This window comes from Paludisphaera borealis, assembly GCF_001956985.1.
In the GTDB taxonomy this organism is placed as follows: Bacteria; Planctomycetota; Planctomycetia; order Isosphaerales; family Isosphaeraceae; genus Paludisphaera; species Paludisphaera borealis.
Genome location: NZ_CP019082.1, coordinates 2,391,364 through 2,414,161, shown reverse-complemented (window position 1 = coordinate 2,414,161; position 22,798 = coordinate 2,391,364). Strand labels below are relative to the sequence as shown.

The 22,798-nt window shown below is 65.1% G+C and carries 18 protein-coding genes; 10 read left to right on the top strand and 8 right to left on the bottom strand.

Annotation, left to right across the window (positions count from 1 at the left end; all coding sequences use genetic code 11):
* Positions 1–1,155: 1,155 nt before the first annotated feature.
* A complete protein-coding gene (locus tag BSF38_RS09335; RefSeq protein ID WP_076350717.1) occupies positions 1,156–2,370 on the top strand; it encodes a glycosyltransferase family 4 protein in 1,215 nt (404 codons plus the stop codon).
* A 569-nt stretch (positions 2,371–2,939) separates the two neighbouring features.
* Here BSF38_RS09335 and BSF38_RS09330 read toward each other — a convergent pair.
* Both BSF38_RS09330 and BSF38_RS09325 read right to left on the bottom strand, forming a co-directional pair.
* Positions 2,940–4,091, bottom strand: a complete 1,152-nt coding sequence (locus BSF38_RS09330; RefSeq protein ID WP_076345008.1) for an FAD binding domain-containing protein — start codon at positions 4,089–4,091, stop codon at positions 2,940–2,942.
* Positions 4,085–4,780 carry a DsbA family oxidoreductase gene (locus tag BSF38_RS09325; protein ID WP_076345006.1) on the bottom strand — a complete coding sequence of 232 codons (696 nt, stop codon included), beginning with the start codon at positions 4,778–4,780 and terminating at the stop codon, positions 4,085–4,087. The genes BSF38_RS09330 and BSF38_RS09325 overlap by 7 nt, the downstream gene beginning before the upstream one ends.
* A gap of 89 nt (positions 4,781–4,869) precedes the next feature.
* Between BSF38_RS09325 and BSF38_RS09320 the strand changes: the two genes are divergently transcribed.
* Both BSF38_RS09320 and BSF38_RS09315 read left to right on the top strand, forming a co-directional pair.
* Complete coding sequence (locus BSF38_RS09320; protein ID WP_099092080.1) at positions 4,870–5,238, top strand: winged helix-turn-helix transcriptional regulator; 369 nt, start codon at positions 4,870–4,872, stop codon at positions 5,236–5,238.
* 90 nt (positions 5,239–5,328) lie between these two features.
* Positions 5,329–5,697 (top strand): hypothetical protein, encoded by a 369-nt coding sequence (locus BSF38_RS09315; protein ID WP_076345002.1) that lies wholly within the window; start codon positions 5,329–5,331, stop codon positions 5,695–5,697.
* Between the two features lie 11 nt (positions 5,698–5,708).
* Here the strand turns inward: BSF38_RS09315 and BSF38_RS09310 are convergent, their stop codons facing one another.
* From BSF38_RS09310 to BSF38_RS09295, 4 genes are all read right to left on the bottom strand, one after another.
* Positions 5,709–8,942, bottom strand: coding sequence for an efflux RND transporter permease subunit (locus BSF38_RS09310; RefSeq protein ID WP_083712822.1), 3,234 nt, complete (start codon positions 8,940–8,942; stop codon positions 5,709–5,711).
* A gap of 58 nt (positions 8,943–9,000) precedes the next feature.
* Positions 9,001–10,482: an efflux RND transporter periplasmic adaptor subunit gene (locus BSF38_RS09305; protein WP_076345000.1), complete on the bottom strand. Its 1,482-nt coding sequence runs from the start codon at positions 10,480–10,482 to the stop codon at positions 9,001–9,003.
* A 104-nt stretch (positions 10,483–10,586) separates the two neighbouring features.
* The gene (locus BSF38_RS09300; protein WP_076344998.1) at positions 10,587–11,321 is read right to left on the bottom strand and encodes a TetR/AcrR family transcriptional regulator; all 735 of its coding nucleotides are present in this window, start codon (positions 11,319–11,321) and stop codon (positions 10,587–10,589) included.
* Between the two features lie 61 nt (positions 11,322–11,382).
* Complete coding sequence (locus tag BSF38_RS09295; protein ID WP_076350716.1) at positions 11,383–12,687, bottom strand: MFS transporter; 1,305 nt, start codon at positions 12,685–12,687, stop codon at positions 11,383–11,385.
* Between the two features lie 296 nt (positions 12,688–12,983).
* Here BSF38_RS09295 and efp point away from each other — a divergent pair, with 296 nt between their 5' ends.
* The gene (gene efp, locus BSF38_RS09290) at positions 12,984–13,547 is read left to right on the top strand and encodes an elongation factor P (RefSeq protein ID WP_076344996.1); all 564 of its coding nucleotides are present in this window, start codon (positions 12,984–12,986) and stop codon (positions 13,545–13,547) included.
* Positions 13,548–13,648: 101 nt separating this feature from the next.
* Positions 13,649–14,797 carry a M20 family metallopeptidase gene (locus tag BSF38_RS09285; protein ID WP_076344994.1) on the top strand — a complete coding sequence of 383 codons (1,149 nt, stop codon included), beginning with the start codon at positions 13,649–13,651 and terminating at the stop codon, positions 14,795–14,797.
* A 152-nt stretch (positions 14,798–14,949) separates the two neighbouring features.
* Here BSF38_RS09285 and BSF38_RS09280 read toward each other — a convergent pair whose 3' ends face one another.
* Positions 14,950–15,291: a hypothetical protein gene (locus BSF38_RS09280; RefSeq protein ID WP_076344992.1), complete on the bottom strand. Its 342-nt coding sequence runs from the start codon at positions 15,289–15,291 to the stop codon at positions 14,950–14,952.
* Between the two features lie 108 nt (positions 15,292–15,399).
* Here BSF38_RS09280 and BSF38_RS09275 point away from each other — a divergent pair, with 108 nt between their 5' ends.
* The gene (locus tag BSF38_RS09275; RefSeq protein ID WP_076344990.1) at positions 15,400–16,635 is read left to right on the top strand and encodes a M28 family metallopeptidase; all 1,236 of its coding nucleotides are present in this window, start codon (positions 15,400–15,402) and stop codon (positions 16,633–16,635) included.
* Between the two features lie 13 nt (positions 16,636–16,648).
* Here the strand turns inward: BSF38_RS09275 and BSF38_RS09270 are convergent, their stop codons facing one another.
* The gene (locus BSF38_RS09270; RefSeq protein WP_076344988.1) at positions 16,649–18,778 is read right to left on the bottom strand and encodes a TolB-like translocation protein; all 2,130 of its coding nucleotides are present in this window, start codon (positions 18,776–18,778) and stop codon (positions 16,649–16,651) included.
* Positions 18,779–19,246: 468 nt separating this feature from the next.
* Between BSF38_RS09270 and BSF38_RS09265 the strand changes: the two genes are divergently transcribed.
* The 4 genes from BSF38_RS09265 (at position 19,247) to BSF38_RS09250 (ending at position 22,760) form a co-directional block, all read left to right on the top strand.
* A complete protein-coding gene (locus BSF38_RS09265) occupies positions 19,247–19,774 on the top strand; it encodes a 3-hydroxyacyl-ACP dehydratase FabZ family protein (RefSeq protein WP_076344986.1) in 528 nt (175 codons plus the stop codon).
* A gap of 381 nt (positions 19,775–20,155) precedes the next feature.
* Positions 20,156–20,542: an acyl carrier protein gene (locus BSF38_RS09260; RefSeq protein ID WP_076344984.1), complete on the top strand. Its 387-nt coding sequence runs from the start codon at positions 20,156–20,158 to the stop codon at positions 20,540–20,542.
* A 170-nt stretch (positions 20,543–20,712) separates the two neighbouring features.
* Complete coding sequence (locus tag BSF38_RS09255) at positions 20,713–21,258, top strand: 3-hydroxyacyl-ACP dehydratase FabZ family protein (protein WP_076344982.1); 546 nt, start codon at positions 20,713–20,715, stop codon at positions 21,256–21,258.
* Between the two features lie 179 nt (positions 21,259–21,437).
* Positions 21,438–22,760 (top strand): beta-ketoacyl-[acyl-carrier-protein] synthase family protein, encoded by a 1,323-nt coding sequence (locus BSF38_RS09250; protein WP_076344980.1) that lies wholly within the window; start codon positions 21,438–21,440, stop codon positions 22,758–22,760.
* The last annotated feature ends 38 nt before the right edge of the window (positions 22,761–22,798 follow it).

The window sequence follows — 22,798 nt, the reverse complement described above, 5'->3', positions numbered from 1 at the left end:
GAAGTCGAGCCGAGGCCGGGACCAAGTTCGATCGCGGGTTCGCGACACCAAAGCCAATGACGGCCTCTCGCCCAGGGCCGGACCCCCACAGCATAACCAACCCCGAACCCATTTTCATGGGTCGGGGTGAGCCAAAGGCTCATGACAGTTCGATCGCTCAGAAACGGAGGATTCCGCAAGGGCGAGGCCCGACGGGGCGTTGGCTTCGTTCGGCGTATCAGGTTGCTGGGAAACGAATGTAAAGTCTGATTACCCATGGTCTTGCAGTCGCGGGGAGTTGGCTTCGTTTGGCGGAGTATCGTCGATTCCGCGAGCCTCCCAGGCTTTCGCACGCGACCAGCCCCAGCCTGGAATCCGCCTCGGTCGGCGTCGGCTTCCAGGGGGAGACGCGCCTCGGAAATTGGGTTCGTTCGCGCGAATTTGTACGGCTGTCCCCGCGTGGGGGCCGCATCCGGATTGGGAAAGAGCGAAGGGCTGCGCTGGGGCGCGAGCCTCCCTCCTTTGAATTTACGACAGAAACACCCAGTTCAACGAGCTGATCGCGCACGGACCACCGGAATCCGATCGACATGGAAACCCGTCAGGACGATATCGCCACCGCCTGGCTGGATGGTCTTGCAAGGTGCAGTCGCCCATGAAGCCATGCTTCGGCGAACAGCCCTTGCCGCGTCGGACCGGGAGCGGAGTCGGGGGCGCGCGACGCGCAGTGGCGTCGACGCCTCATCGGTTGTCCGTAGACATTAATTCGTAGTATGATCTTCGGATCGTTGCGATAGTCAGCAACGACCATTTATGCGAACGGATCGCCGGCTCGTCCCTTCGACTTCGCTTGGGACGATCGCGGTCCTTCATCTGTAAAACTTTGCCATAAAATCGGTTAGGTCTGAATTCGACGCTCGTCCGAAGCAGTCGATGCGTTCTCTCGTTCGAAGTGGATGACGTTCTGCCGTCGTGCGTGAGGCAATGGTCGATCGTCGTCGTGTCTCGGCCGTTCGGGTTGAATAAGTCGAGAATGTTGATGGTTTTTAATTTATCGAATTCACGGCAAGGTCTATGATTGGGCTTCGCTGGGAGCGCGCCGATGAATCGCCGGGTCGTTTGGTTTGGAACGAGGTACGGGATCTTGAGACGGGATCGTTCAGGAGTCGCGTCGCGATGAGGATCTTCTATGCAGCCGGACCGGGGAATGTCATAGGGACGTATCGACATTATCTTCGGGGCGAGCAAGACCCGAGCCAGATCTCGATGACGTACTCCGGCCAGTTCTTCGACGTGTGTCGCAAGCTGGATCTCGACGCGACGGTGGTCACGGTCTTTCGGGAGGAGGGCTCGTTCGCCGCGGGACGGGTTGAGATCGAGAACTGGCCGAGGAGTTGGCTGAATTCTGGCGGGATTCGCTATCGGCTCGGGAACTTGTGGTATCACCTCCGGCTGAGTCTGGCGGTGCTTCGCTCGCGGGCGAAGGCGATGGTGCTCTCCGACGACGGCGCCTGGTATCTCCTGTTCCCGGCCGCGTTCCTCGGGGTGAAGGTCATTCCGTCGATTCATTGCACGTTGTGGGCGAGCGACCGTCCGCCCGGGCTCCGTCATCGGATGGCGCTGAAGCTCAACGGCTGGTTCTTCCGGCGCTGCACCGTCGGGGTCATGTGCGTCTCCGACGAGATCGCGCGGCAGGTGCGGTCGATCGCGGGCGACGCCCTTCCCATCGGCGTGTTCCTGCCGACGTACCTTCCCGGCACCTTCGAGAACTCCGAGTCGCGGCAAGCTCCGCGCGAGGGCGAGCGGAGACGGATTCTGTTCGTCGGCCGGATCGAGGTCGACAAGGGGGCGTTCGACCTGATCGAAATCGCCAGGCAACTCCGCGAGCAGGGGAGGAACGATCTCCTGTTCGAGGTGTGCGGCGACGGTGGGGCGCTCGAGGATATGAAGGCGAAGTGCGAGATGGTCGGCCTCGCCGACGACTTTCGGTTCCATGGCTACGTCACGCAGCCGGAGTTGGGATCGATTTTTCGCTCGGCCTTCGCCTTGATCGTGCCCACGCGCAGAGAGTTCGCCGAGGGTTTCAACAAGGTGGTCGCCGAAGGGGTCCTGGCGTGGAAGCCGGTGATCACCTCGTCGGTCTGCCCCGCGGTGGAGTACTTCGGCGACGGCGTCGTCGTGGTCCCTCCGGAAGACGCCTCGGCCTACGCCGCGGCGATCGCAAGGTTGGCAGACGACCCCGAATTTTACGAGGCGACGGTCAATGCGGGCGACGAACACCGCGCCCAGCTTTACGACGAGGAGCGGAGCTGGGCCCGCACTCTCGAAAAGCTTCTGGCCATCGCCTCGCCGGCCTTCCGGGCTCGCGAACGGGCCGAGTCGTCGGTCTGAGAGTCTGTCCCACATGCGCGTATAACGGGAGGGCGAGGCTCCCGCCGAGCCGGGCGCGGCGGTGAATTCCGGCTCGGCGGGAGCCTCGCCCTCCCGTTGCGAGACAGACTCTAAGCGATCTCCAACTCCCGCTCAGGGATTTGCAAGAAGAAAAGTCGCCGGAGCGTTCGAGTCGGATTTGGATTCGGATGTGGAGAACGGCGGCTTGCTTGATCTGAAAATAGGCTTTGAGCGCCGAGGGCACGCCCCATTACGAACCCGGCCGCCGCGATGCCCCATTTTCATGAGGCTGGGTGTCCTCTTGCTCTGAAAATTCCGGTCCGTGGTTTGCCGTAGGGGCGCCCCTTGTGGGTGCCCGCCCGATCGCCGAGCGTGAGCGCTCGACGTGAAACGAACCGGGCACCCACAAGGGGCGCCCCTACCGGACCCGGTCGTGACGCCAGGCGAAAAGCCCCCGATTTTCATGAGGCCGGGGGGGTCGTCACGGCGTCATGAGGGTTTCCATTCGGAGGCCACCCGCGCCACCCCGAACCTCCATTTTCATGGGGTGGGGCGACCTTTCTTGAAGGTCATGACTGTTCCTTTCCGAACTGCGACCGATCACCAAGACGTTGACCGAGCTGCCTGAGTCGTCTTCCCAGATCGAGTTGGGCCGGTTCCCATCGCCTCAGCGCCTCAACCACGTCGCCTTTGGCAGCGGTCAAGCAGTCCGCGAGGGCGAGGGTGTTGGCTGCGGCCTTGGCCGTACTCGCCGCCGTGTGGGGCCTGGGGACGAATGCGGCATCTCCGGTCAGGCACGTCCGCCCAAAGGCCATGTTCGGCACGGCGAGGTCGTGGATCGTTTGGACGAACGGATCGCCGGTCGCCTTGACCAGCCGAAGGAAGGTCTGAGGCAGGGTGTGGTGGGCCTGGTGGTGCAGCCAGTCGAGCATGTCGGGGGCGACGAACCCCTGCGGCACCGAAAACTCCCGCCGCCGCCCGTCTTTGTCGGTCAACACGCGGTCGAGCTCCTCGCCGAGGGCGGCGTTCAAGTACCAGACCCAATTGAGCCGCCGACGCCCTGGCGTGAGTGACCCGTCCGGGCCAGGAATGAGGTAACAGAGAATGTGCGTGTGTGGGGCCTGGAAAAAGGTAAAGTGGTCGACGAATTCGGCGGCGAGATCGGGGGCCTGGTGTTCCAACACAACACCTCGCCATGCGACGTAGCCGGCATACTCCGACCGCAAGCCCGGCAAGAGTTGTCGCCGTACCGTCGAACTGGGGCCATCCGCACCCACTAACAGGTCGCAAGTGACTTCCCGCCCGTCGTCGAACCGAACATTCACTTTGTCATTGACCGGCTCGAACCCGGTCAGTGGGACGCCGACGTGATAGTGGTCGTTGCTGAAGGCGGCACGGAGTTTCCGGTAGAGCACGTCCCAAGAAGTCATCGCCTGGGGCATAGGCCCTTCTTGCGCCACCGAATCGTCTGCGGCTAGGTAGCGGCGCGCGCGGACGGGCACGACGACGGCTTCCAGCGGGGCGACTTCGTACCGGGTCAGAAACTCGGCGACCTCCTGCTGGAATACGATTCCCGCGCCCCGATCCTTCATCAGCCCAGACGATTTCTCGAAAACCTCGACCTCGCAGCCGAGCGAACGCAAGGCAATGGCGTTGAATAAACCGCCGAGCGAGCCGCCCGCCACGACCACCTTCAAGGCCGGTCCGTTCCTCTTCAACATGACGGCATCCCTCCCTCGCCGATCTTGCAGACGCTCCCCTCATCGGCGGTCGGCGACTTGGCCCCGGTCCGGTCGAAGGCCGCGAGGAACGCCGATGCGTCTTGCGCACCTGGGAGCGCGAACTTGTTGTTGACGAGAAAATACGGCACGCCCTGCACTCCTGACGACCGTGCATGCTCTTCGGCTTTCCGAATAGCCTCGATCCCGTCGTCATCTTTCAGCATCGCTTCGGCTCGGCCCCGGTCTAGGCCGGCCCCGGCGACCACTTCGAGCAGCGTTGGGGGGTGGCTGATGTCCCGGCCCTCGGTGAAATACGCCCGGAACAACGCCTCCACGACGGCGTCCTGCACGCCTTCTTGGTCGGCCAGCCAGATGAGGCGGTGAGCGTCGAAGGTGTTGGGCGTGCGCTCGATCTTGTCGAAGGCGAACAGGATACCCTCGGTCCGGCCTACTGCCGCTACTTGAGAGTCGAGCGCCAACGACCGCGCCCAGCTTCCGAACTTGGCGGTGCGGTACTCCCTGCGATTCATACCCTCCTTGGGCATCCGGGGGTTGAGTTCGAACGGATGCCAGCGCACCCGCACATCCCCACGCCCGGCGAGTGCGGCGACGGCCTTCTCCAGCCGCCGCTTGCCGACATAGCACCACGGACAGATCACGTCGGAGGTCACGTCAACGGTCAAGGTCATGGTTTTTCTCCTTGGAGTATGATCTGCTGCTAAGGCACTGAGCAGCAAGTAGGAACCTATTGGTTCCCTAGTCGCCACTGGAAGCCATGATGGACCAAACGACCGTTTACAACGAGGACTATCCGTCTCGCCGCCTGTTCGACCTGATCGGGGACAAGTGGACGCCCATCGTCCTCTACATCCTCGGTCAGGGCACGAGACGGTACGGGGAAATACAGCGTCATCTGCCGGACATCTCGAAGAAAATGCTGACGCAGACGCTCCGCGCTTTGGAGGAAGGCGGACTCCTCCTGCGGACTGTGTACGCTGAAGTACCGCCCAAAGTCGAGTACGACTTGACTGCATTGGGGCGGATCTATCTGGAACCAGTCACAGCATTGTGTCGCTGGGCCACCCAGCACTCGAATGACCTTGACGCCGTCCAGGCGAATCGCCTAAAGGCACATCGGCGGAAGTGAGCACCTCTCCAACCGAATGAGCATGGCAAGCCCCGACTCGCTGCCCAGGCTCTGGCGATCGAGTTGGTGGGATGGAAGGGAGACGTCTCCATGCGGGCGGTCCTCGCCGCGAGCCTGGGCGCGCGTCGCCTGAAGCAGGACGACGCGGCGAAAGTGCTACTCGACGCCGCCGACTGGCAGGCCGATAAGACGCATTGGCCGTACCCGGTCGTGAGCTTCCCGCGGCGTGAGATCGACGAGAAGGCGCTCCACGAGCGGGCGACCGGCCCGGGCATGATGGCCGACGTCCGCTTCGATCTCGCCCTCGATCAGCTCATCGCCGGCTGGATCGACGAGGCGAAGATGAACCTCCGCTGGATCAAGGACGGCGGAGGCCCCAAGCACAGCTTTTACAGACTCGCCCTGGCGGAGTTGGAGGAACTGGAGGCGACGGCTTCGCCCGTCGCCTCCGGACGCTGACCCGCTCGCAATCAGATCACCTCGGGCGATGGGAAGTTCGTGCGGTGGCCCGGTTGGCCGTTGGGCGAGGGATCGAGTTCGTCGTCGACGTCTTCGTCGCCGTCTTGGGACGACGCGTCGGGCTCGCGCTCGACGCCGCGAAGCTCGGCGAGGTAGTCGCCGATGCGTTCGCCGAGGACGTAGTAGATCGGAATCACGAACCGGCCGAGCACCGTGCTGACGGCGATGCCGAAGGCGATGACGATGCCCAGCGAGTTGCGGCTGTAGGCGCCCGCGCCGGTGGCTCGGGCCATTGGCAGCACGCCCATGACGAAGGCGAACGAAGTCATCAAGATCGGCCGGAGCCGCTCGCGCGACGAGATCTTGGCGGCCTCGATGATGCTCTTGCCGTGCTTGGCTCGCTGCTCGACGGCGAACTCGACGAGGAGGATCGCGTTCTTGGTCTCAAGGCCGATCAGCATAACGAGGCCGATCTGACCGTAGACGTCGAGCGGCATGTCGTAGATCCAGAGGCCGACGATCGCGCCGAACATGGCCAGCGGGACGGTCAGGATGATGACCATCGGCCGGATCCAGCTCTCGTAGAGCGCGGCCATGAACAAGAAAACGCAGACGATCGACAGGGCGAAGATGAACATCGCCTGATTGCCGGTCTTCTGTTCCTGAAGCGTGGTGCCGGTCCACTCGTAGCCGAATCCCTCGGGCAAGACCTTGTCGGCCACCTCCTGCATGACCAGGAGCGCCTGCCCCGAGCTGAAGCCCGGCGCGGGGCCGCCGTTGATCTTGGCCGAGGCGTAGAGGTTGTAGTGGGGGACGTCGATTGGTCCCAGCGCGTAATGGACCTCGCCCAGGCTGCTGAACGGCACGCGCTCGCCCTGGCGGTTGAGGACGTAGAGGTTTTCGATGTCGCTGGCCTTGGTCCGGACCGCTCCCTCGGCCTGCATCATCACCTTCCAGACCTTGCCGTAGAGGTCGAAGTCGTTGATGTAGAAGGCGCCGAGATTGACCTGGAGCGCGGCGAAGACGTCGGAGACCGGAACGTCGAGCCGTCGCGCCTTGGTGCGGTCGAGCTCGAACCGCAGTTGGGGGACGCGCGCCGAGTAGGTCGTGAAGATGCCCGCCAGCTCGGGGCGCTTGCGAGCCTCATCCTGGAACCGGTCGACGACCAACTGAAGGGCTTCAGGCCCCTTCGCCGCGCGGTCCTCGATGACCATTTCATGGCCGCCGGTCTGACTCAGGCCGCGAATCGGCGGGGGCTGCATCACCAGGGCCAGGGCGTCGTGGATCGAACCGAAAAGCATGCCCTGGAGCTTGCCGGCCAGGGCTCCGGCACGAAGCTCCGGCTTGGTGCGCTCGGACCACGGCTTGAGCGGCATGAAGACGACGCCGGCGTTGCTCTGATTGGTCGAGTTCATGACGTTCATGCCGTCGAGGGTCACGACGTGCTGAACGCCTTCGAGTTCCGTGGCGATCGCCTCGACCCGCTTGACGACCTTCGAGGTGACCTCGCGGCTCGTTCCGTCCGGCGTCTGGACGACGACGATCAGGTAGCCCTGGTCTTCGGTGGGGATGAACGCCTTGGGCCGCACGACCAGCATCCAGCTCGTGAGGGCCAGCAAGAGGACCGAGGGGACGACGATGGTCCACCAGTGGTGCGCGGTGAATTCTAGGACCGAGTCGTACGAGTTCTCGATCCAGCTCAGAACGGCGTTGAACCAACGGAAGAGGAAGAATTTGGTCTCGCCCTGTTTTTCCCTGAGGAACAGCCGCGCCATGGCAGGGCTGAGGGTCAGCGAGTTGATGGCCGAGAAGACGAACGAGAAGACGATCGTCATGGCGAACTGGTTGTACAGTTTGCCGGTCATGCCGGGCATGAAGGCGACCGGAACGAACACCGCGGCCAGCACCAGCGTGATCGTGACGATCGGCGTGGTGATCTCGGCCATGGCGGCCCGCGTGGCCTGGAGCGGCGGGTAGCCGCGGTGGAGGAACTTCTCGACGTTCTCGACGACGATGATCGCGTCGTCGACGACCAGCCCGATGGCCAGCACCAGGCCGCAGAGCGTCAGCGAATTGATCGAGAACCCGAAGGCCGCCATCGCCGCGAACGTGGCGATCAACGACACCGGGATCGACAGCATCGGGATGATCGTGGCGCGGAAGCCCTGAAGGAAGACGAAGACGACGATCATGACCAGGCCGAAGGCTTCGAGCAGCGTGTGCTCGACTTCCTCGATGTTCTCTTCGACGAACTTGGTCGTGTCGTAGGCCATCGCGAAATCGAGGCCCTCGGGGAACGTCCCCTTGAGCCGCTCCATCTCGTGGCGGACCTGCTCGACGATGTTCAGGGCGTTGGCGTCGGCGTACTGGAAGACCGGCATGGCGCCGGCGGGCTTGCCGTCGAGGTAGCCCGAGGTCTCGTAGTTCTCTGACGACAGCTCGACCCGGGCGACGTCCTTGAGGCGGACGATCGAACCGTCGTCGTTGCGGCGGACGATGATCTCCTCGAACTCGGCGGCCTTGGAGAGCCGCCCCTTGACGGTGATCGGGAACTCGAAGACCTGGCCGGTGGGGACCGGCTGGCCGCCGATCTTGCCGGCGGCGGCCTGGAGGTTCTCCTGCTGGACCGCCATGATGATTTCCGAGGGGCCGATCCGCATGTTGGCGAGGCGGTCGGGGTCGATCCAGATCCGCATCGCGTACTTGCGGCCGAACGTCATGACGTCGCTGACGCCGGGGATGCGCTTGAGCACGTCGCAGACGTAGATCTGGCCGTAGTTGTCGAGGAAATTCGCGTCGTAACGGCCGTCGGGCGAGATCAGGTTGACGACGCAGACCATGTCGGTCGACGTCTTCTTGATCGTCACGCCGTACTGCTTCACTTCGGGAGGAAGCTGGGGCTGGGCCGTCTGGACCTTGTTCTGGATGTCGACGGCCGCCATGTCCTGGTTGTAGCCGACGTCGAACGTCGCCACGATGTTCGAGACGCCGTTGCTCGTGCTGTCGGAGCTGAAATAGATCAGCCCCTTGGTGCCGTTGATTTGCTGCTCGATCGGCGTGGTGACCGTGCGGGCGACGCTGAGCGCGTCGGCCCCGGTATAGGTCGTGGTGACCTGCACCTGAGGCGGCACGATCGGCGGGTACTGGGCGATCGGCAGCAGGAACGCGCAGATGCCGCCGATGATCACCATCAGTAGGGCCAGCACGGTGGCGAAGATCGGCCGGCTGATGAAGAAATTGACCATGGTGGATGGAGACTCTCTCGGTTGGGTTCGGACCCAGGACGAAGAATGCGGCGGTCGCTTACTTGGGTTGGCTCTCGGCGCCCTCGGCGGGCTTTTTCGCGGTGGATCGCGGCCAGCCTGGCGCGGGCTCCGACGAGGGCTCGTGACGCTTGGGCGCGACTTCCTTGGAGGCCTCGTCCGTCGCGGCCCCGACGATCGGCTTCTCGTCGCCGAGGATGGCGACCGCCTCTTTTTCAACGGGCCGCGCGAGAACCGCGGGCTCGGCCTTGACGGGCATGCCCGGGCGGATCATCTGAAGTCCCTCGACGATCACGGGCACCCCCGCGTCGAGCCCCTTGGTCAGGACCCGCAGCCCCTGGTACATCGTCAGCCCGGCCTCGACCCGCTGGACCGCGACCTTGCCGTCCTTGTCGACGATGTAGACGACCGGGCCGGCCTCGGTCTCCATCACTGCCGAGGCCGGGACGACGATCGCGTCCTTGAGATCGTCGACTTTCATCTCGAGCTTGACGTACTCGCCGGGCAGCAGCGTCCCGTGCGGATTGGGAATCCGGGCTTTCGAGAGGAACGTGGAGGTGGTCTCGTCGATGTAGTTGTCGATGAAGTAGCACTCGCCGATGTAGGGGTGGACTTCCTCGCCCTCGACGCCGGGACGCGTCAGCTTGGCCGGAAGGCCCTGCTGGACGAGCCGCGACGCCTTGTCGAGATAGCGAGAGCTGACCTGGATGTCGACGGTGATCGGGTCGAGCTGCTGGATGGTGCCCAACTCGGTGTAGCTTCCCCCTTCCTGTCCCGGGCCGACGAGGTTGCCGACCTTGACCCGCGCCTCGCCGATGCGGCCGTCGATCGGTGAGGTCATCCGGCAGTAGCCGAGGTTCAGCTCGGCGTCGCGGACCCCGGCCTTGGCCGCCTGGAGTTGGGCTTTCGCCGCGAGGATGGCGACGTCGTAGTCGGCCACCGCCTGGTCGTGGTTGGCGCGGTCCGCCTGGACCTGGGCCTCGAACTGCTTGCGGTCGGCCTCGGCCCGGTCAAGCTCCTCCTGCGACCCGGCGTTGCGGGCCAGCAACTTCCGGCTCCGCTGCTCCTCGATCTGCTTGAGGTTGAGCTGCGCCATGTCGAGCGCGACCTTCGACGCGGCCACCTCGCGCGCCTTCGACTGCTCGGCCTTGCGGACGGCGGCCTCCGACTCCTCCTGCTTCGCGCGGGCCGAGTCCAGGGCGATCTTGTACGGCTCCTCCTCGATCACGAGCAGGAGCTGGCCCTTCTTGACGGTCGCGCCTTCCTCGAAATGACGCTCCGTGAGAAATCCACGGACCCGGGCCCGCAAGGTGACGACCTCGGCCGCCCGCGTCGTGCCGTTCGGCGTCGCCAGGACCGGCACGTCCATCTTCCTCGAATCGACGACGCCGACCCGTGGAGGAGGAGGCGCCGCCGGCGCGGGGGGCTTCTGGCATCCCGAGAAGGAGGCCCCAGCCAAGACGGCGACGAGACCCGCCGCGAACCGCCCGTTCATCGTGCTCAACCCGAAATACGTTCGCATGTTGTCGAGACCCCTCAAGGGCGTTCTCCGGTCGGGGAATGGAAGGGCGATTCGGTCCTGTTCGCGAAATCCCACCAAGACGACAGCCCAGGGGCCGCGCGGGTTCAGAGGGTTTCGAGACGCCGATACTCGTCGGCGAAGACGTCTTTGATCAGCCTGTGGTAGGTCTTGCAGTAGTCCCACTCGGTGGTGAGCGGTCGCCATCCGAAGCCGTCGAGCAAGATCTGGACGCCGTCACGGGCTAGGCTTTCGGGAGGGCCGAGTTCGGCCGCGTCGAACATGGACCCGTAATTGTGCATGCCGAGGTGCGTGCCAAGGGCGATCGAGTACACGGCGAAGGAGACCTGTTCCGCTGTCCGAGGACGCTCGAGCGCGAGGTCTCCCGCGGCGACCGCGGAAGCGACGATGTCGCGAACTCGGTTCATGCAGGTCTGGTCCTGGCCGCAGAGATGCTTGCACCGCTCGGCGTCGGCGCGAGTCTGCAAGGCGGCCATCCGGATCACCATCTCGGCTTTGTAATACTGGGGATGCAGCCGGGCGAACAACTCGTCGGCCACCCCGATCGCGAACATCCGCTCGCGAGGCCGCCCCGGATACTCGCTCGCCCGGTCGAACAAATCGGACCGATACGTCAGGCTCTGAATCGCCAGGGCCGCGACCAGGTCCTCCTTGGTCGAGAAATGCTGGTAGATCGTCCCCTTGGAATACTCGGTCGCCTCCGCCAGCCGGTCCATGCTCAAACCCGCGAACCCTTGCTCCATGAGCATCGTCCGGGCCACGTCGAGCAATAGCGACTCGCGCTGCTGGATCTCCCGCTGTTTTCTCGTCAAAGTGCCCATGGAGGGGATTATTGACGGATCGTCAAAATTCGTCAAGTCGTCGAATTCGTATTCGAGTGGGTCAAGCGGTTGATTCGGGGTTCGCGGGTGCGACGTCCTGGAGTGAGCCGAGTTTGCGTAAATTGGGCCAGATCAAGGCGATGCCGACGACGGTGACGAGCGTTCCGACCCCGCCGAGGACGACCGCGCCCACCGTGCCGACGAGCCGCGCGACGACGCCTGATTCGAATTCGCCGAGTTCGTTCGACGATGAGACGAAGATCGTGTTGATCGCCGAGACGCGGCCGCGCATGTCGTCGGGCGAGAGCATCTGGGAGAGCGTCTGGCGGACGACGACGCTGACGTTGTCGCAGGCGCCCAAGAACACGAGCGCCGCCAACGAGACGTGGAAGTTTCTGGAGAGGCCGAAGACGATCGTGGCGACGCCGAAGCCCGCGACCGACCACAAGATGACCGGACCGGCGCGCTGGATCGGCTTGCGATGCGCAAGCGCCAGGGCGGTCGCGAACGAGCCGACCGAAGGGGCGGCGCGGAGCCATCCCAGGCCCTCGGGCCCGACCTTGAGGATGTCGCGGGCGTAAATCGGCAAGAGCGCGGTCGCGCCTCCCAGGAGGACGGCCACCATGTCGAGCGTCATCGTCGCCAGCAGCAGGTCGGTCTTGAGGACGAACCGGAGCCCCGCGAGCAGCGTCTGGAGCGTGACCGGGCTGGCGTCGCGGACCGTGGGGCGAATCCTCAGCGACGCGTTGAGCGCGACGGCGAAGACCAGGAACACCGCGTTGAGGCTGTAGCACGCGGTCGCCTTCGCGGTCGCGGCGATGACGAACCCGCCAAGCGCCGGACCTCCCACCGAGGCGATCTGGCCGACGCTCGAACTCCAGGTGATGGCCGAGAGCAGCAGTTCGCGGGGCACGAGCATCGGCTGGATCGCCCACTGCATGGGACGGTTGAGCGCCTGGCCGATCCCCGTGATCATCAGGAAGACGTAGATCCAATCGACGGGCGCCTCGTACGCCGAAACGACCGCGAGGCCGACCGCCGCGATGAGCATCAAGACGTTCGAGGCGACGAACAACATCTTGCGGTCGTGACGGTCGGAGAGATGACCCGAGGGGATCGCCAGAAGCAGGATCGGCGTCACCTGAGCCAGACCGACCATGCCGAGGGCCAGGGCCGACCGCGTCCGCTCGTAGATTTCCCAGCCGACCGCGATAGACTGCATCTGGGCGCCGATCCGGAGCAGCAGCGCGGCGGTGAGGAACCGCGCGAAATTGCCGTCGCGGAGCACCTGATAAGGGTCGTGTCGGGCGGGCGGAGGCTCGGGGTCGAGGGCCGATCCGTCGTGGGCCTGGCTTGCTTCGGTCACCAAAAGCCTCGGTACGTGGGAATTCGGACTCTTCGAGTATCGCGGTTCTCGGACAAGGTCGACGAGCCTGGTGGGAAGCCTCGCGGCGAGGTCAGATGCGATCGGCCCGCGGCGGGGCGGGGTGGTCGGATCGCCGACGGAAGTGGAACGCGGGCTAGGCAAAACGGCGTGAGACCAGTAAATTTGGGCTGCGTGTCAGAACACGCGGGTTCGGTTTTTCGCCAAGCGCTGGACGGTCTCGGTTGCATGGATTCGCCGACGACTTCCGGATGACGTACAGAGAGACGCAAACAGCCATGATGATCAAAGCAACCGACGTCCGCCGTGGCATGGTGATCACGATGGAAGGCGTGAACTATGTCGTCGTCGATTTCGCCCACCACACGCCTGGCAACCTGCGAGCGATGGTGCAGACCAAGCTTCGCAACATGAACTCCGGATCGCTGATCGACAAGCGCCTGCGGTCGGTCGACCAGATCGAAGTCCCGTACGTCGAGACCAAGGAATACGAATACCTGTACTCGGCCGGCGACGAGCATGTGTTCATGGACACCGAGACCTACGACCAGCTCCATTTCTCCCCCGAAATCATCGGGACGTCGATGCAGTACCTGCTGCCCAACAGTAGGGTGCTGGTCAAGTACATCAACGACAAGCCGGTCTCGATCGAGATCCCCGACTCGGTCGACCTGACCGTGTCCGACACTCCGCCGGCCCTCGCCGGAGCGACGGCCACCAACCAGTACAAGGAAGCGACGATGGAGACGGGCCTGAAGGTTCAGGTGCCGCCGTTCATCAAGCCCGGCGAGCGGATTCGCATCGACACCCGCACCAGCGAGTACATCGAGCGCGTGAAGTAACGTCCGCGTCGCGGCGTCGCCGGCTCATGGGGCCTCGACGCCGAGGCGGCTCTCGTTTTCCCGATGTGGTTGAGTTGCGTTGAGTTGAAAGGGCGCGGCACGTGGATGAGCTGACTCGTCTCCTGTCCGAACTCGTCTCCATCCCGAGCGTCAACCCGATGGGACGCGCGCTGAGCGGGCCCGAACTGCTCGAAACCCGGCTCAGCGCTTACCTCGAATCGTGGTTCCGCGACCGGGGGCTTCACGTCCAGAGACAGCCGGTCGCGCCGGGCCGCGACAACCTGCTGGCTCGGTACGATGCGCCCGACGCGCGGCGGACCGTGCTGTTCGACGTTCATCAAGACACGGTGCCGACCGACGGAATGACGATCCCTCCGTTCGAGCCCCGGGTCGAGGTCGGAAAGCTCTACGGCCGGGGAGCCTGCGACGTGAAGGCGAGCATGGCCGCCATGCTTCTGGCCTTCGAACGGCTCTGCCGCGAGCGGCCCCAAGGTTCGGCGTCGGTCGTCCTGGCGTGCACGGTCGACGAGGAGTTCACCCACCTGGGGTCGTCGAAGCTGGCGGAAACCCAGTCGGGAATCGACCTGGCGGTCGTCGCCGAGCCCACCCAGCTCAACGTCGTCCACTGCCACAAGGGGGCGACCCGCTGGAAGATCCGCGCCCGCGGCGTGGCCTGCCACAGCTCGACTCCGGATCGCGGAGTGAACGCGATCTATCGCATGGCGCACGTCGTCGCGGCCCTCGCCGACCTCGCCCGCGATCTGAGCCGGACGCCGCCGCACCCGATCCTCGGGCCTCCCAGCCTCTCGGTCGGCCGGATCGAGGGGGGGCTGAGCGTCAACATCGTCCCCGACGCCTGCACGATCGAGATCGACCGTCGGATGATCCCCGGCGAGACCCCTTCCGGCTGCATCGAACAGGTTCGGAAGTTCCTCGTCGGTCGGCTGGGAAACCTGGACGGCGTGGAGTTCGATCCTCCGTGGGTCCGCATGCCCGCGCTCGACACCCAGCTCGGCGATTGGGTGGGACCGCTCTCCGAGGCCGTGCAGGGTGCGACCGGACGGGCGCCGGAGCTGATCGGCGTCCCCTTCGGCACCGACGCCGGCCCACTGGGCGCGGCCGGCATTCCCGGCGTCGTTTTCGGACCCGGCGACATCGCCCAAGCCCACACCCGCGACGAGTGGGTCGAACTGGACCAGGTCCATCAGGCGGCCGAGGCGTATTACCGGATCGCCTGCGCCCTGGGATGAGCCGGCCTCCGGGATCGAAACGGAACCGCCCCGCGGACTCGCTCCTTCGGGAAAAGGAGCGGCGCGGGGCGACTCACAGGGAGCACCCTGGACGAGATTCGAGGGGCGCCCGGCATTCCAGCACGGCGTTCATCGCGATCAGGCGATCACGATCAAAAGACGTCGAGCGTGAAGTGGTTGCCTTCGTAGAACCGCTTCTTGTTCCAGTCGTGCCAGCCGTTGGGATGCCGGAAGATGCCGAACACGCGCTTGCCGCCGTAGAAATTGCGGTAGTACGGCCCCTGAATCTGGGGCACGATGCGCTGCTCGCGGGGGTATTTGTACCAGCCGTCGTAAAGTCCGTTGTACTCGAAGCCGTTGCCTGGAACCTGCGGCGGCACGTACGGCCAGTGCAAGTAGTCGTTCCAGTCCTGGGCCTTCGCCGAGTTGAGCCCGCTCAAGCCCCAAAACGCCAGGGCGAGCGCGAACGCCTTAATCCATGAGCATCGCGACACGTTCCACCTCCGTGTAGGGAACTGTTCCCAAACCGAGACTAAACATGCCACACGAAATCCGCCCGCGCGACAAAAATGCGGACGGTTTCGAGGCCCCGAGGATGGGTTATGCATGACGCGCCGCTCGATTCGACAACGCACGCGCCGACGGGAACGACCTCTCGGCCGATCGCCCGCTTTCCCCACGTCGCAACGGTCGCAACGCCATGGCTCGCCCGGACGATCTTGCCGTGCCTCTGCCTACTGACGGCGCTCGGCGCCGCCGACCCTTCGAAGCCCGAGCGCGCGCGGCTCGAAAGCTGGGTCAAGACGCTGGCGTCGCCGGAGTTCGAAGGCCGGCGCTGGGAAGGGGGGCGGAAGACGGCCGCTCTGCTCGTTGAGGAGTTTCGCCGGCTCAAGCTCGAACCGCTGTTTCAGGAGCAGTACATCCAGACCGTGCCGTCGACTCCACCGGCGAACGTCCCGGGTCGAAACGTCGGCGCGGTCCTTCGAGGGGCCGACCCGGTCCTGCGCGACCAGTACATCGTCGTGTCGGCCCATTACGACCACCTGGGCGTTCGCAACGGCGTGTTGTACCCCGGCGCCGACGACAACGCGTCGGGCGTGGCCATGATGATGGAAACCGCCCGCTGCCTGGTGACGGCCGCCGAACGGCCCAAGCGGTCGATCGCCTTCATCGGCTTCGACCTCGAAGAAGCGGGGCTCTACGGCTCGCGCTATTACGTCGCGCACCCGCCGTTCCCGGTCGACAAGATCACCCTCTTCATCACCGCCGACATGATCGCGCGTTCGCTCGGCGGCGTCTGCGATCCGTACGTCTTCGTGATGGGGACCGAGCACATCCCGGCCGTGCGCCCCTGGATCGCCGAGGCCGCCCGCGACCGGCCGTTGACCGTGGGGCTGCTCGGCGCCGACCTCTTGCTGCTCAACCGCAGCGATTACGGGCCGTTCCGGTCGCTCAAGGTCCCGTTCCTGTTCTTCTCCACCGGCGAGAACCCGCGCTATCATTCCAGCGAGGACAAGCCCGAGACCCTGAACTACGCCAAGCTGACCGAGATCAGCCAGGTGATCCACGAAGTCGCCGCGCGGGTGGCCGACGAGACGTCGCCGCCGTCGTGGAACGACGCGACGGATCATCCGCTCGACGAGGCCGTCGCCATTCGCGACGTCCTCAAGATCCTCCGCGACAATCGCGAGACCCTGCAAATCAACGCGGCCCAGATCTACCTGATCGACGGCACGCTGCGGACGCTCGACGGCGTGATCGCGCGCGGTCGAATCACTCCGTCGGAACGCGCGAGCATGCTCCATTCGGCACGGATCATCATCATGACCGCATTTTAAGCGATACGCCCGCTCAGAGCCGGGGCGCGGGGGGGGCGGTCGGTTGGACGGGGGGCTCGTTGGGCATCGGCGGCTCCGTGAACCGCGGCCGGGGAGGCGTGACGAGCATCCGGCCGCCGAACCGGGCCGCGTCGAATCCCTCGCCGGCGTCGCCCTGTTCGTTGGGGACGAACGGGAACTGAGGGCGGGCGTCGAGCACCCGGCCGTCGAGGCCCTCCCAGACGCCGGGGGGAGTGAAGTTCTCGATCCCCTCGCCGTCGGCCATGCCCCCGACGAGTTGGCTGCGCGAGCGCCGGAGCGCCCCGTCGTGGAGCGTTTGGGCCAGGTCGTTCGACCAGTCGCTTGCGGGGTTGGGGATGGTCGCCATCACCGGTCCGAGCGGCGTGTCCTCGATCTCGTACGACTGGGGCCGCGTCGCGCGGGCGATGTAGTCGACGAGCCCCCGCGCCCGTTCGAGTTCGCCTTGCCCGATAAGGATCTGGGCGCGGAGGCAAAGCCAGCGAAGGCGGGTTTCCGGATCGATGGCCCGCGCCTCGACCGCCGCCAGACGCGCGTCGGCGGCCGAGTAGTCGCCTCGCAGGTAGTCGAAGAACAGCCGAAGCTCGGCCTGTGAGGTCGGCTCATCGTGGGCGTCGGCCGGGGCCGGCTGGTTGAGCAGGCCGTTGGCGATCTTCGCCAGGCGACGGAGTCGGATCTGGCGGGGATTGTTGCCGGCGATCTCGACGGGTGACGGCAGGATCGTCGCGCGGGCCACGGACTTGACGCCCAGGGCCTGCGGGCTCCAGGTCTTGAGGATGTCGGCCGAGCACGAAGCGAGCAGCTCCAGCCAGACGCGCTGGGTCGGACCGTCGGGGGCGATCAGCGTGACCGCCTCGGTCGCCATGTCGCAGTAGGCCGGCAGCCCGAGCATGCCCGGGGCTTCGACCCGGAACGCAACCGTCTGGCCGTCGGGAGAGATCGAGGGCGCCCCGATTTTAAGGGTCAGATCGAGGGGGTGGAAAAGCTTCGCCGATCTCTGGGTGCGGATATTGCACCACCGCATCGACTGTTCCTGGCCGTCGATCTCGATCATCGCGACGCACTGCTCCTGTTCGCGGTCGAGGCTCAAGGTGCTTTTGGCCACGACCAAGTCGGCGGCGAGGGCCGGACCGGGGGGGATGGCCTGGCCGAACCCAGGACCGGCACCGGGGCGACGCATCGGCAAGCGGGCGTTGCGGTTGCGTGGGCCCCCCATCGGGGGCCCTTCGAAGTTCATCACGGGAAGGATCGGGCCGGAGTCGAGGCCGATCCGGACCAGGTCGACCTGCGTGTGGTGCATCCCGGCCCGCGTCGTCTGGGCGACCGCCAGGATCGATTGACCGTCGAGGCTCCAGATCGGCGGGGCGTCGAGCAAGGCGACGTTGGTCTTCAACGGACGCGCCGAGCCCAGATCGCGGTTGAGGATGTTCACCACCCGAGCGGATTCGCCGGTCCGTCCTTCCAGCTCCTGAACGAACAGGAGACGGAGCCCGTTGGGGGCCCATGAGGGATGCCGCGCGCCGTCGATCGTCTTGACCACCGCCCCCTGATCGAGCCGGACCATCACGACGCCGGCCGACTTCCCTGGACGCGGCAGCGCCAGGTAGCGGCCGTCGGGGCTGATCTCCGGCTTCAAGCCGATGATCGCCGCGAGCTGCTCAGCTTCAAGGTCCAGCTCGGGGAGGACGACGATCACCTTCTTTTGATCCAGACCCGACTGGACGACGACCTCGTAACGGCCGCGGACGAGCGTCTGGTCGGCGTCGTCGGAAACCGGAACGAACCGGCCGAAGATGAGCGAGCGGCCGTCCACCCCCCACGTCGGCGAGGAGAGCGGCCACCGCGACTCCTCGATCAAGACCGACTCGTTGGCCCCGAACTTCGACGCCCAGACCCGGTGCTTCGCCCCGACTCGCGACGGTGCCGCGGCGGCGGCCGGAGCGGAGGACACCAACTCGACTTGCGGAAGCAACCAACCGTCGCGAAGTATCGACGTCGATTCGAGGTCGGTGATCGTGAAGGCCAACCATTGTCCGTTCGGCGACCATTCCAGCGGTGCGGCGAACGAGGTCGCCAGCAGCGAGGAGGCCAACACGCGTGACAGGCCGATGAGGCTGGATAGCATGAGAGAGGGTCCCCGCCGAGACGCGACGTCTAGGGAGCCCGGACCGACGTCCCGACTTCCGGCGACCGATCAAGGGTACGCCCTTGTTCAGTATAGGGCGGCGGGAGCCGTCTTCCTAGCGGAAAACGAGCCTTGAGAACCGCGCGGTCCGATCCCTTTGGGGCGCATGGCTGTTTCCGTCCAGGTCGTGGAGGATCCGGCCGAGCGACCGACGGGGGGCTTCCACGGAGGAAATCCCGATGGGGCGGTTTGACCGCGCGTCGGAAAGTTGTATGTTACATCCAAACGAGTTACGTCTAGAGACCGCGACGTTGAATATCGAGCGGGACCTTGAAAATCGGTCGCCCCGGTGCATAAGATGCCGATCTGCCTCCTTCGCACTCTCTACTCTCTCGACCGGCGTCCGAATCCTGGACGGCTCGAGATTCGAGCCCCATTGAGTCTCGCCTTCTACTTTCGGGAGCTTCCATGCGTTTCGTCCTGATCGATCGAATTCTCGAGGTCAAACCCGGTTGCTCCCTCCACGCCGTGAAGAACCTGTCGCTGGCGGAGGAGTATCTGAGCGACCACTTTCCGGGCTTTCCCGTGATGCCGGGGGTCTTGATGCTCGAGGCGCTGACGCAGGCGGCCGCCTGGCTGATCCGCGATATGGAAGATTTCGCGCACAGCATCATCGTGTTGAAGCAGGCCAAGACGATCAAGTACGGCAGTTTCGTCGAGCCCGGCCGCCAGCTTGAATTGAAGGTCGACCTCGTCTCCGACGACTCTCCGAACGCGACGTTCAAAGGGGTCGGGGTCATCGACGGCCAGGAGATGGTCAAGGGCCGAATCGTCCTGACCCGCTACAACCTTCGCGATCGCAACCCTCTCCTGCACGCGACCGACGCCCAGATCGTCGCCGGCCTTCGCGACCTCTACTCGACCCTGCGAAAGGGATCGGTGGGGGCCCGCGCCATGTCGCGAACGCCCGAGCCCGCCGGCGTGAAGCTGCTCTGAGCCGCCGCTGGCCGCTGTTCGCGGCCGAATCCGCCGCGTCTGGACCGATTATTCCGTATTCGCCGGATCGGCGCAAAGGGTTCAGGCGAAAAAGTCCATCAGGCCTACGCAGCTTCAGCGTATTATTGGTTAACTGTGGATGAGGTTGCACGTTTTCCCGATTTTCACGACAATAGTCGAGCGAGATCCTGAACCCGGCCGAAGGTCCAGGATCTTCCCTCATCAACAGTCGAGATTCCGACTTCGATCCTGCCCCTTTGAAGTTCTTTGCTCGATCCCGCCGACGATTAAGTGAGCCGACTTGATCATAGGCTTCCCTGCGGACTGATGAGCAGCGGATCGAGCACGAGAAAGTGTTCCCCCCCTTTTCCTGAGGATGTCATGCCCGCATACGAAGAAATCTTCGAGAAGGTCCAATCCACTCTGGTCGACGCACTGGGGGTGGATGAGGAGGACGTCACGCGTGAGTCCACCTTGCAAGGCGACCTGGGAGCCGAGTCGATCGACTTTCTCGACATCGTCTTCCGGCTCGAGCGGAACTTCGGCATCAAGATTCCCCGGGGCGAGCTGTTCCCCGAAAACCTGATCGCCGATCCCGAATGGATCACCGACGGCCGACTGACGTCGAAGGGGTTGAGCGAGCTGAAGGGCCGCCTGCCGTTCGCCGATCTGTCGAAATTCGAGGCCGATCCGGACGTCGAGAAGATGGGCGACCTGTACACGGTCGACATGCTGGTCAATTACGTCCAGAGCAAGCTCGCCGCCTGATCTCGGCCGTCGATCGCGTCGGATGGCGGATCGAAGCACGAACCCGGGCGGGGACCGCAATTCGGCGGGACGAGCATCCGCCGTCCCGCTCGGTCCGCGGGCCTGGACGTTACGCGCGTCCATGGCGGATCAACCTCTCCCCCAATCCTAATCCGGCGGTTTCCTCGACCATGCGATGGATCTGGATCGACAAGTTCCTGGAGTTCCGAAGCGGTCAGTTCGCGCGAGCGATCAAGAACCTGACCCTGGCTGAAGAGCATCTCCACGATCATTTCCCCGGCTACCCGGTGATGCCGGCCTCGCTGATCATCGAGGGTCTCGCCCAGACGGGGGGGATTCTGGTGGGAGAGGCCGGGGGGTTCGCCGAGAAGGTGGTGCTCGCCAAGATTCCCCGCGCCGAGTTCTTCGGCGTGGCCTGCGCCGGCGATCAGCTCATCTACGAGGTGACGTTGACCGACCTGCGGGCTGAGGGGGCCGTGGTCGACGCCAAGGCGTTCCTCGACGGTGAACTGCTGGCGGAGGTGGAAATCGTCTTCGCCCATCTGGACAACACCCGAGCCAACCAGATCTTCGGACCCAAGAACTTCGTCTTCACCCAGCAACTGCTGGGGGTGCTCGACCTCGCCAAGGCCCAACAGCGGGCTCGCGAGCAGGATGCAACCACGCACGACCTTGAGTCCAATGGTCAACCGCACGGCACGCCGACTCTCCCCTGAGCCGTCCGCGCCCCTTCTCAAGCCGCAGGGCTTGTCAATTTCGGAAAATCCCCATATTTTTACGGGATAGGTCGAGTCTAAGGATTCCTGGACTGCATAATTGCCCGAGCGGATCGCGGGGCGAGCCGCAAGCTGGGATCGGGTTCGAGGCCAACACCGGGGAGTTCGACGGGTCTTACATGCTTGGTTCCGAACGCCGCGTGGTCATTACCGGTCTGGGGTTTGTCACTCCCCTCGGCGATTCCCCGGATCGAATCTGGGAACGACTCGCCGCGGGGCAGGGTGCCCTGCGCCGGGTTGAGGCGTTCCCGGTCGCGGGATTGCCATCCGACGTCGTCGCGGAGATCCGCGACTTTGATTTTCTCAAGGGCTACGCCCTTCCGAAGTTCCGCAACGCGTTGCGGAAGAGCCGGAAGTACATGGCTCGCGACATCCTGCTCGCCGTGGCCGCCGCCCAGCTCGCGATCAACGACGCGGGCCTCGTCGACGGCGGCGTCGAGCCGTCGCGGATCGGCATCGACCTCGGCGCCGGCCTGATCTCGACCGAGCTCGACGAGCTCGCGCCGGCGATCACGATGGCGTCGGCCGGGACGGGAAGCTTCGACTTCCCGGCGTGGGGCCGCGAGGCGATCGGCGTGATCGAGCCGATCTGGCTGCTCAAGTATCTGCCGAACATGCTGGCCTGCCACATCTCGATCCTGATGGACTGTCAGGGGCCGAGCAACACGATCACCGAGGCCGACGCATCGTCGAATCTGGCGATCGCCGAGGCGTCGCGGATCATCGCGCGGGGCAAGGCCGACGTGATGATCACCGGAGGCGCCGACTCCAAGATCCACCCCCTGAGCCTCACCCGCATGGCGCTCTACGGCAACATGTCGCGGTGGGAAGGCGAGCCCTCGGGCGCCTGCCGTCCGTTCGACAGCCGTCGCGACGGCTCCGTGCCCGGCGAGGGGGCGGGGATCTTGATCCTGGAGGAACGCGAGCACGCGCTGCGGCGCGGGGCGAAGATCCACGGCGAGATTCTGGGCTCGGGCTCGGGCTGCGACGCGATGGCGACCGGCGGCATGGACCCAGACGGCAGCGGCACGGCGACCGCCATCAAGGCGGCCCTCCGCGAGGCCCGGCTCGACCCCGATGCGATCGGACACGTCAACGCCCACGGCTCGGGCTTGAAGATCGGCGACCGCGCCGAGGCGCGGGCCTTCCACCGGGTCTTCGGCGGCTCGCCGCCGCCGGTGACGGGACTTAAGGGCTTCATGGGCAACATGGCGTCCGGGGCCGGAGCCGTCGAGCTGATCGCCAGCCTGGTCGGCGTCAATCGCGGGCTCATCCCGCCGACGCTCAACTGCGACGATCCCGACCCCGAGTGCGCCCTCGACGTGGTGACCGGTTCGCCTCGGCCGACCGACAATCCGATTTTCGTGAACACCAACTTAACCGTCAATGGACAGGCCGCCGCGGTCGTGGTGCGGGGCGAGGCCCCGCACGTCGCGGACTGAGCGCCGATCGAGTCGCGGCGGCGTGACGCGGTCACGGG

What these genes read in the sequence shown, in the direction of transcription:
- BSF38_RS09325 (WP_076345006.1), bottom strand. Translation starts at nt 4,780, where the DNA reads ATGACCTTGACCGTTGACGTGACCTCCGACGTGATCTGTCCGTGGTGC.
- BSF38_RS09315 (WP_076345002.1), top strand. Translation starts at nt 5,329, where the DNA reads ATGCGGGCGGTCCTCGCCGCGAGCCTGGGCGCGCGTCGCCTGAAGCAG.
- BSF38_RS09300 (WP_076344998.1), bottom strand. Translation starts at nt 11,321, where the DNA reads ATGGGCACTTTGACGAGAAAACAGCGGGAGATCCAGCAGCGCGAGTCG.
- BSF38_RS09305 (WP_076345000.1), bottom strand. Translation starts at nt 10,482, where the DNA reads ATGCGAACGTATTTCGGGTTGAGCACGATGAACGGGCGGTTCGCGGCG.
- BSF38_RS09275 (WP_076344990.1), top strand. Translation starts at nt 15,400, where the DNA reads ATGCATGACGCGCCGCTCGATTCGACAACGCACGCGCCGACGGGAACG.
- BSF38_RS09270 (WP_076344988.1), bottom strand. Translation starts at nt 18,778, where the DNA reads ATGCTATCCAGCCTCATCGGCCTGTCACGCGTGTTGGCCTCCTCGCTG.
- efp (WP_076344996.1), top strand. Translation starts at nt 12,984, where the DNA reads ATGATGATCAAAGCAACCGACGTCCGCCGTGGCATGGTGATCACGATG.
- BSF38_RS09255 (WP_076344982.1), top strand. Translation starts at nt 20,713, where the DNA reads ATGCGATGGATCTGGATCGACAAGTTCCTGGAGTTCCGAAGCGGTCAG.
- BSF38_RS09330 (WP_076345008.1), bottom strand. Translation starts at nt 4,091, where the DNA reads ATGTTGAAGAGGAACGGACCGGCCTTGAAGGTGGTCGTGGCGGGCGGC.
- BSF38_RS09310 (WP_083712822.1), bottom strand. Translation starts at nt 8,942, where the DNA reads ATGGTCAATTTCTTCATCAGCCGGCCGATCTTCGCCACCGTGCTGGCC.
- BSF38_RS09335 (WP_076350717.1), top strand. Translation starts at nt 1,156, where the DNA reads ATGAGGATCTTCTATGCAGCCGGACCGGGGAATGTCATAGGGACGTAT.
- BSF38_RS09265 (WP_076344986.1), top strand. Translation starts at nt 19,247, where the DNA reads ATGCGTTTCGTCCTGATCGATCGAATTCTCGAGGTCAAACCCGGTTGC.
- BSF38_RS09250 (WP_076344980.1), top strand. Translation starts at nt 21,438, where the DNA reads ATGCTTGGTTCCGAACGCCGCGTGGTCATTACCGGTCTGGGGTTTGTC.
- BSF38_RS09260 (WP_076344984.1), top strand. Translation starts at nt 20,156, where the DNA reads ATGCCCGCATACGAAGAAATCTTCGAGAAGGTCCAATCCACTCTGGTC.
- BSF38_RS09320 (WP_099092080.1), top strand. Translation starts at nt 4,870, where the DNA reads ATGGACCAAACGACCGTTTACAACGAGGACTATCCGTCTCGCCGCCTG.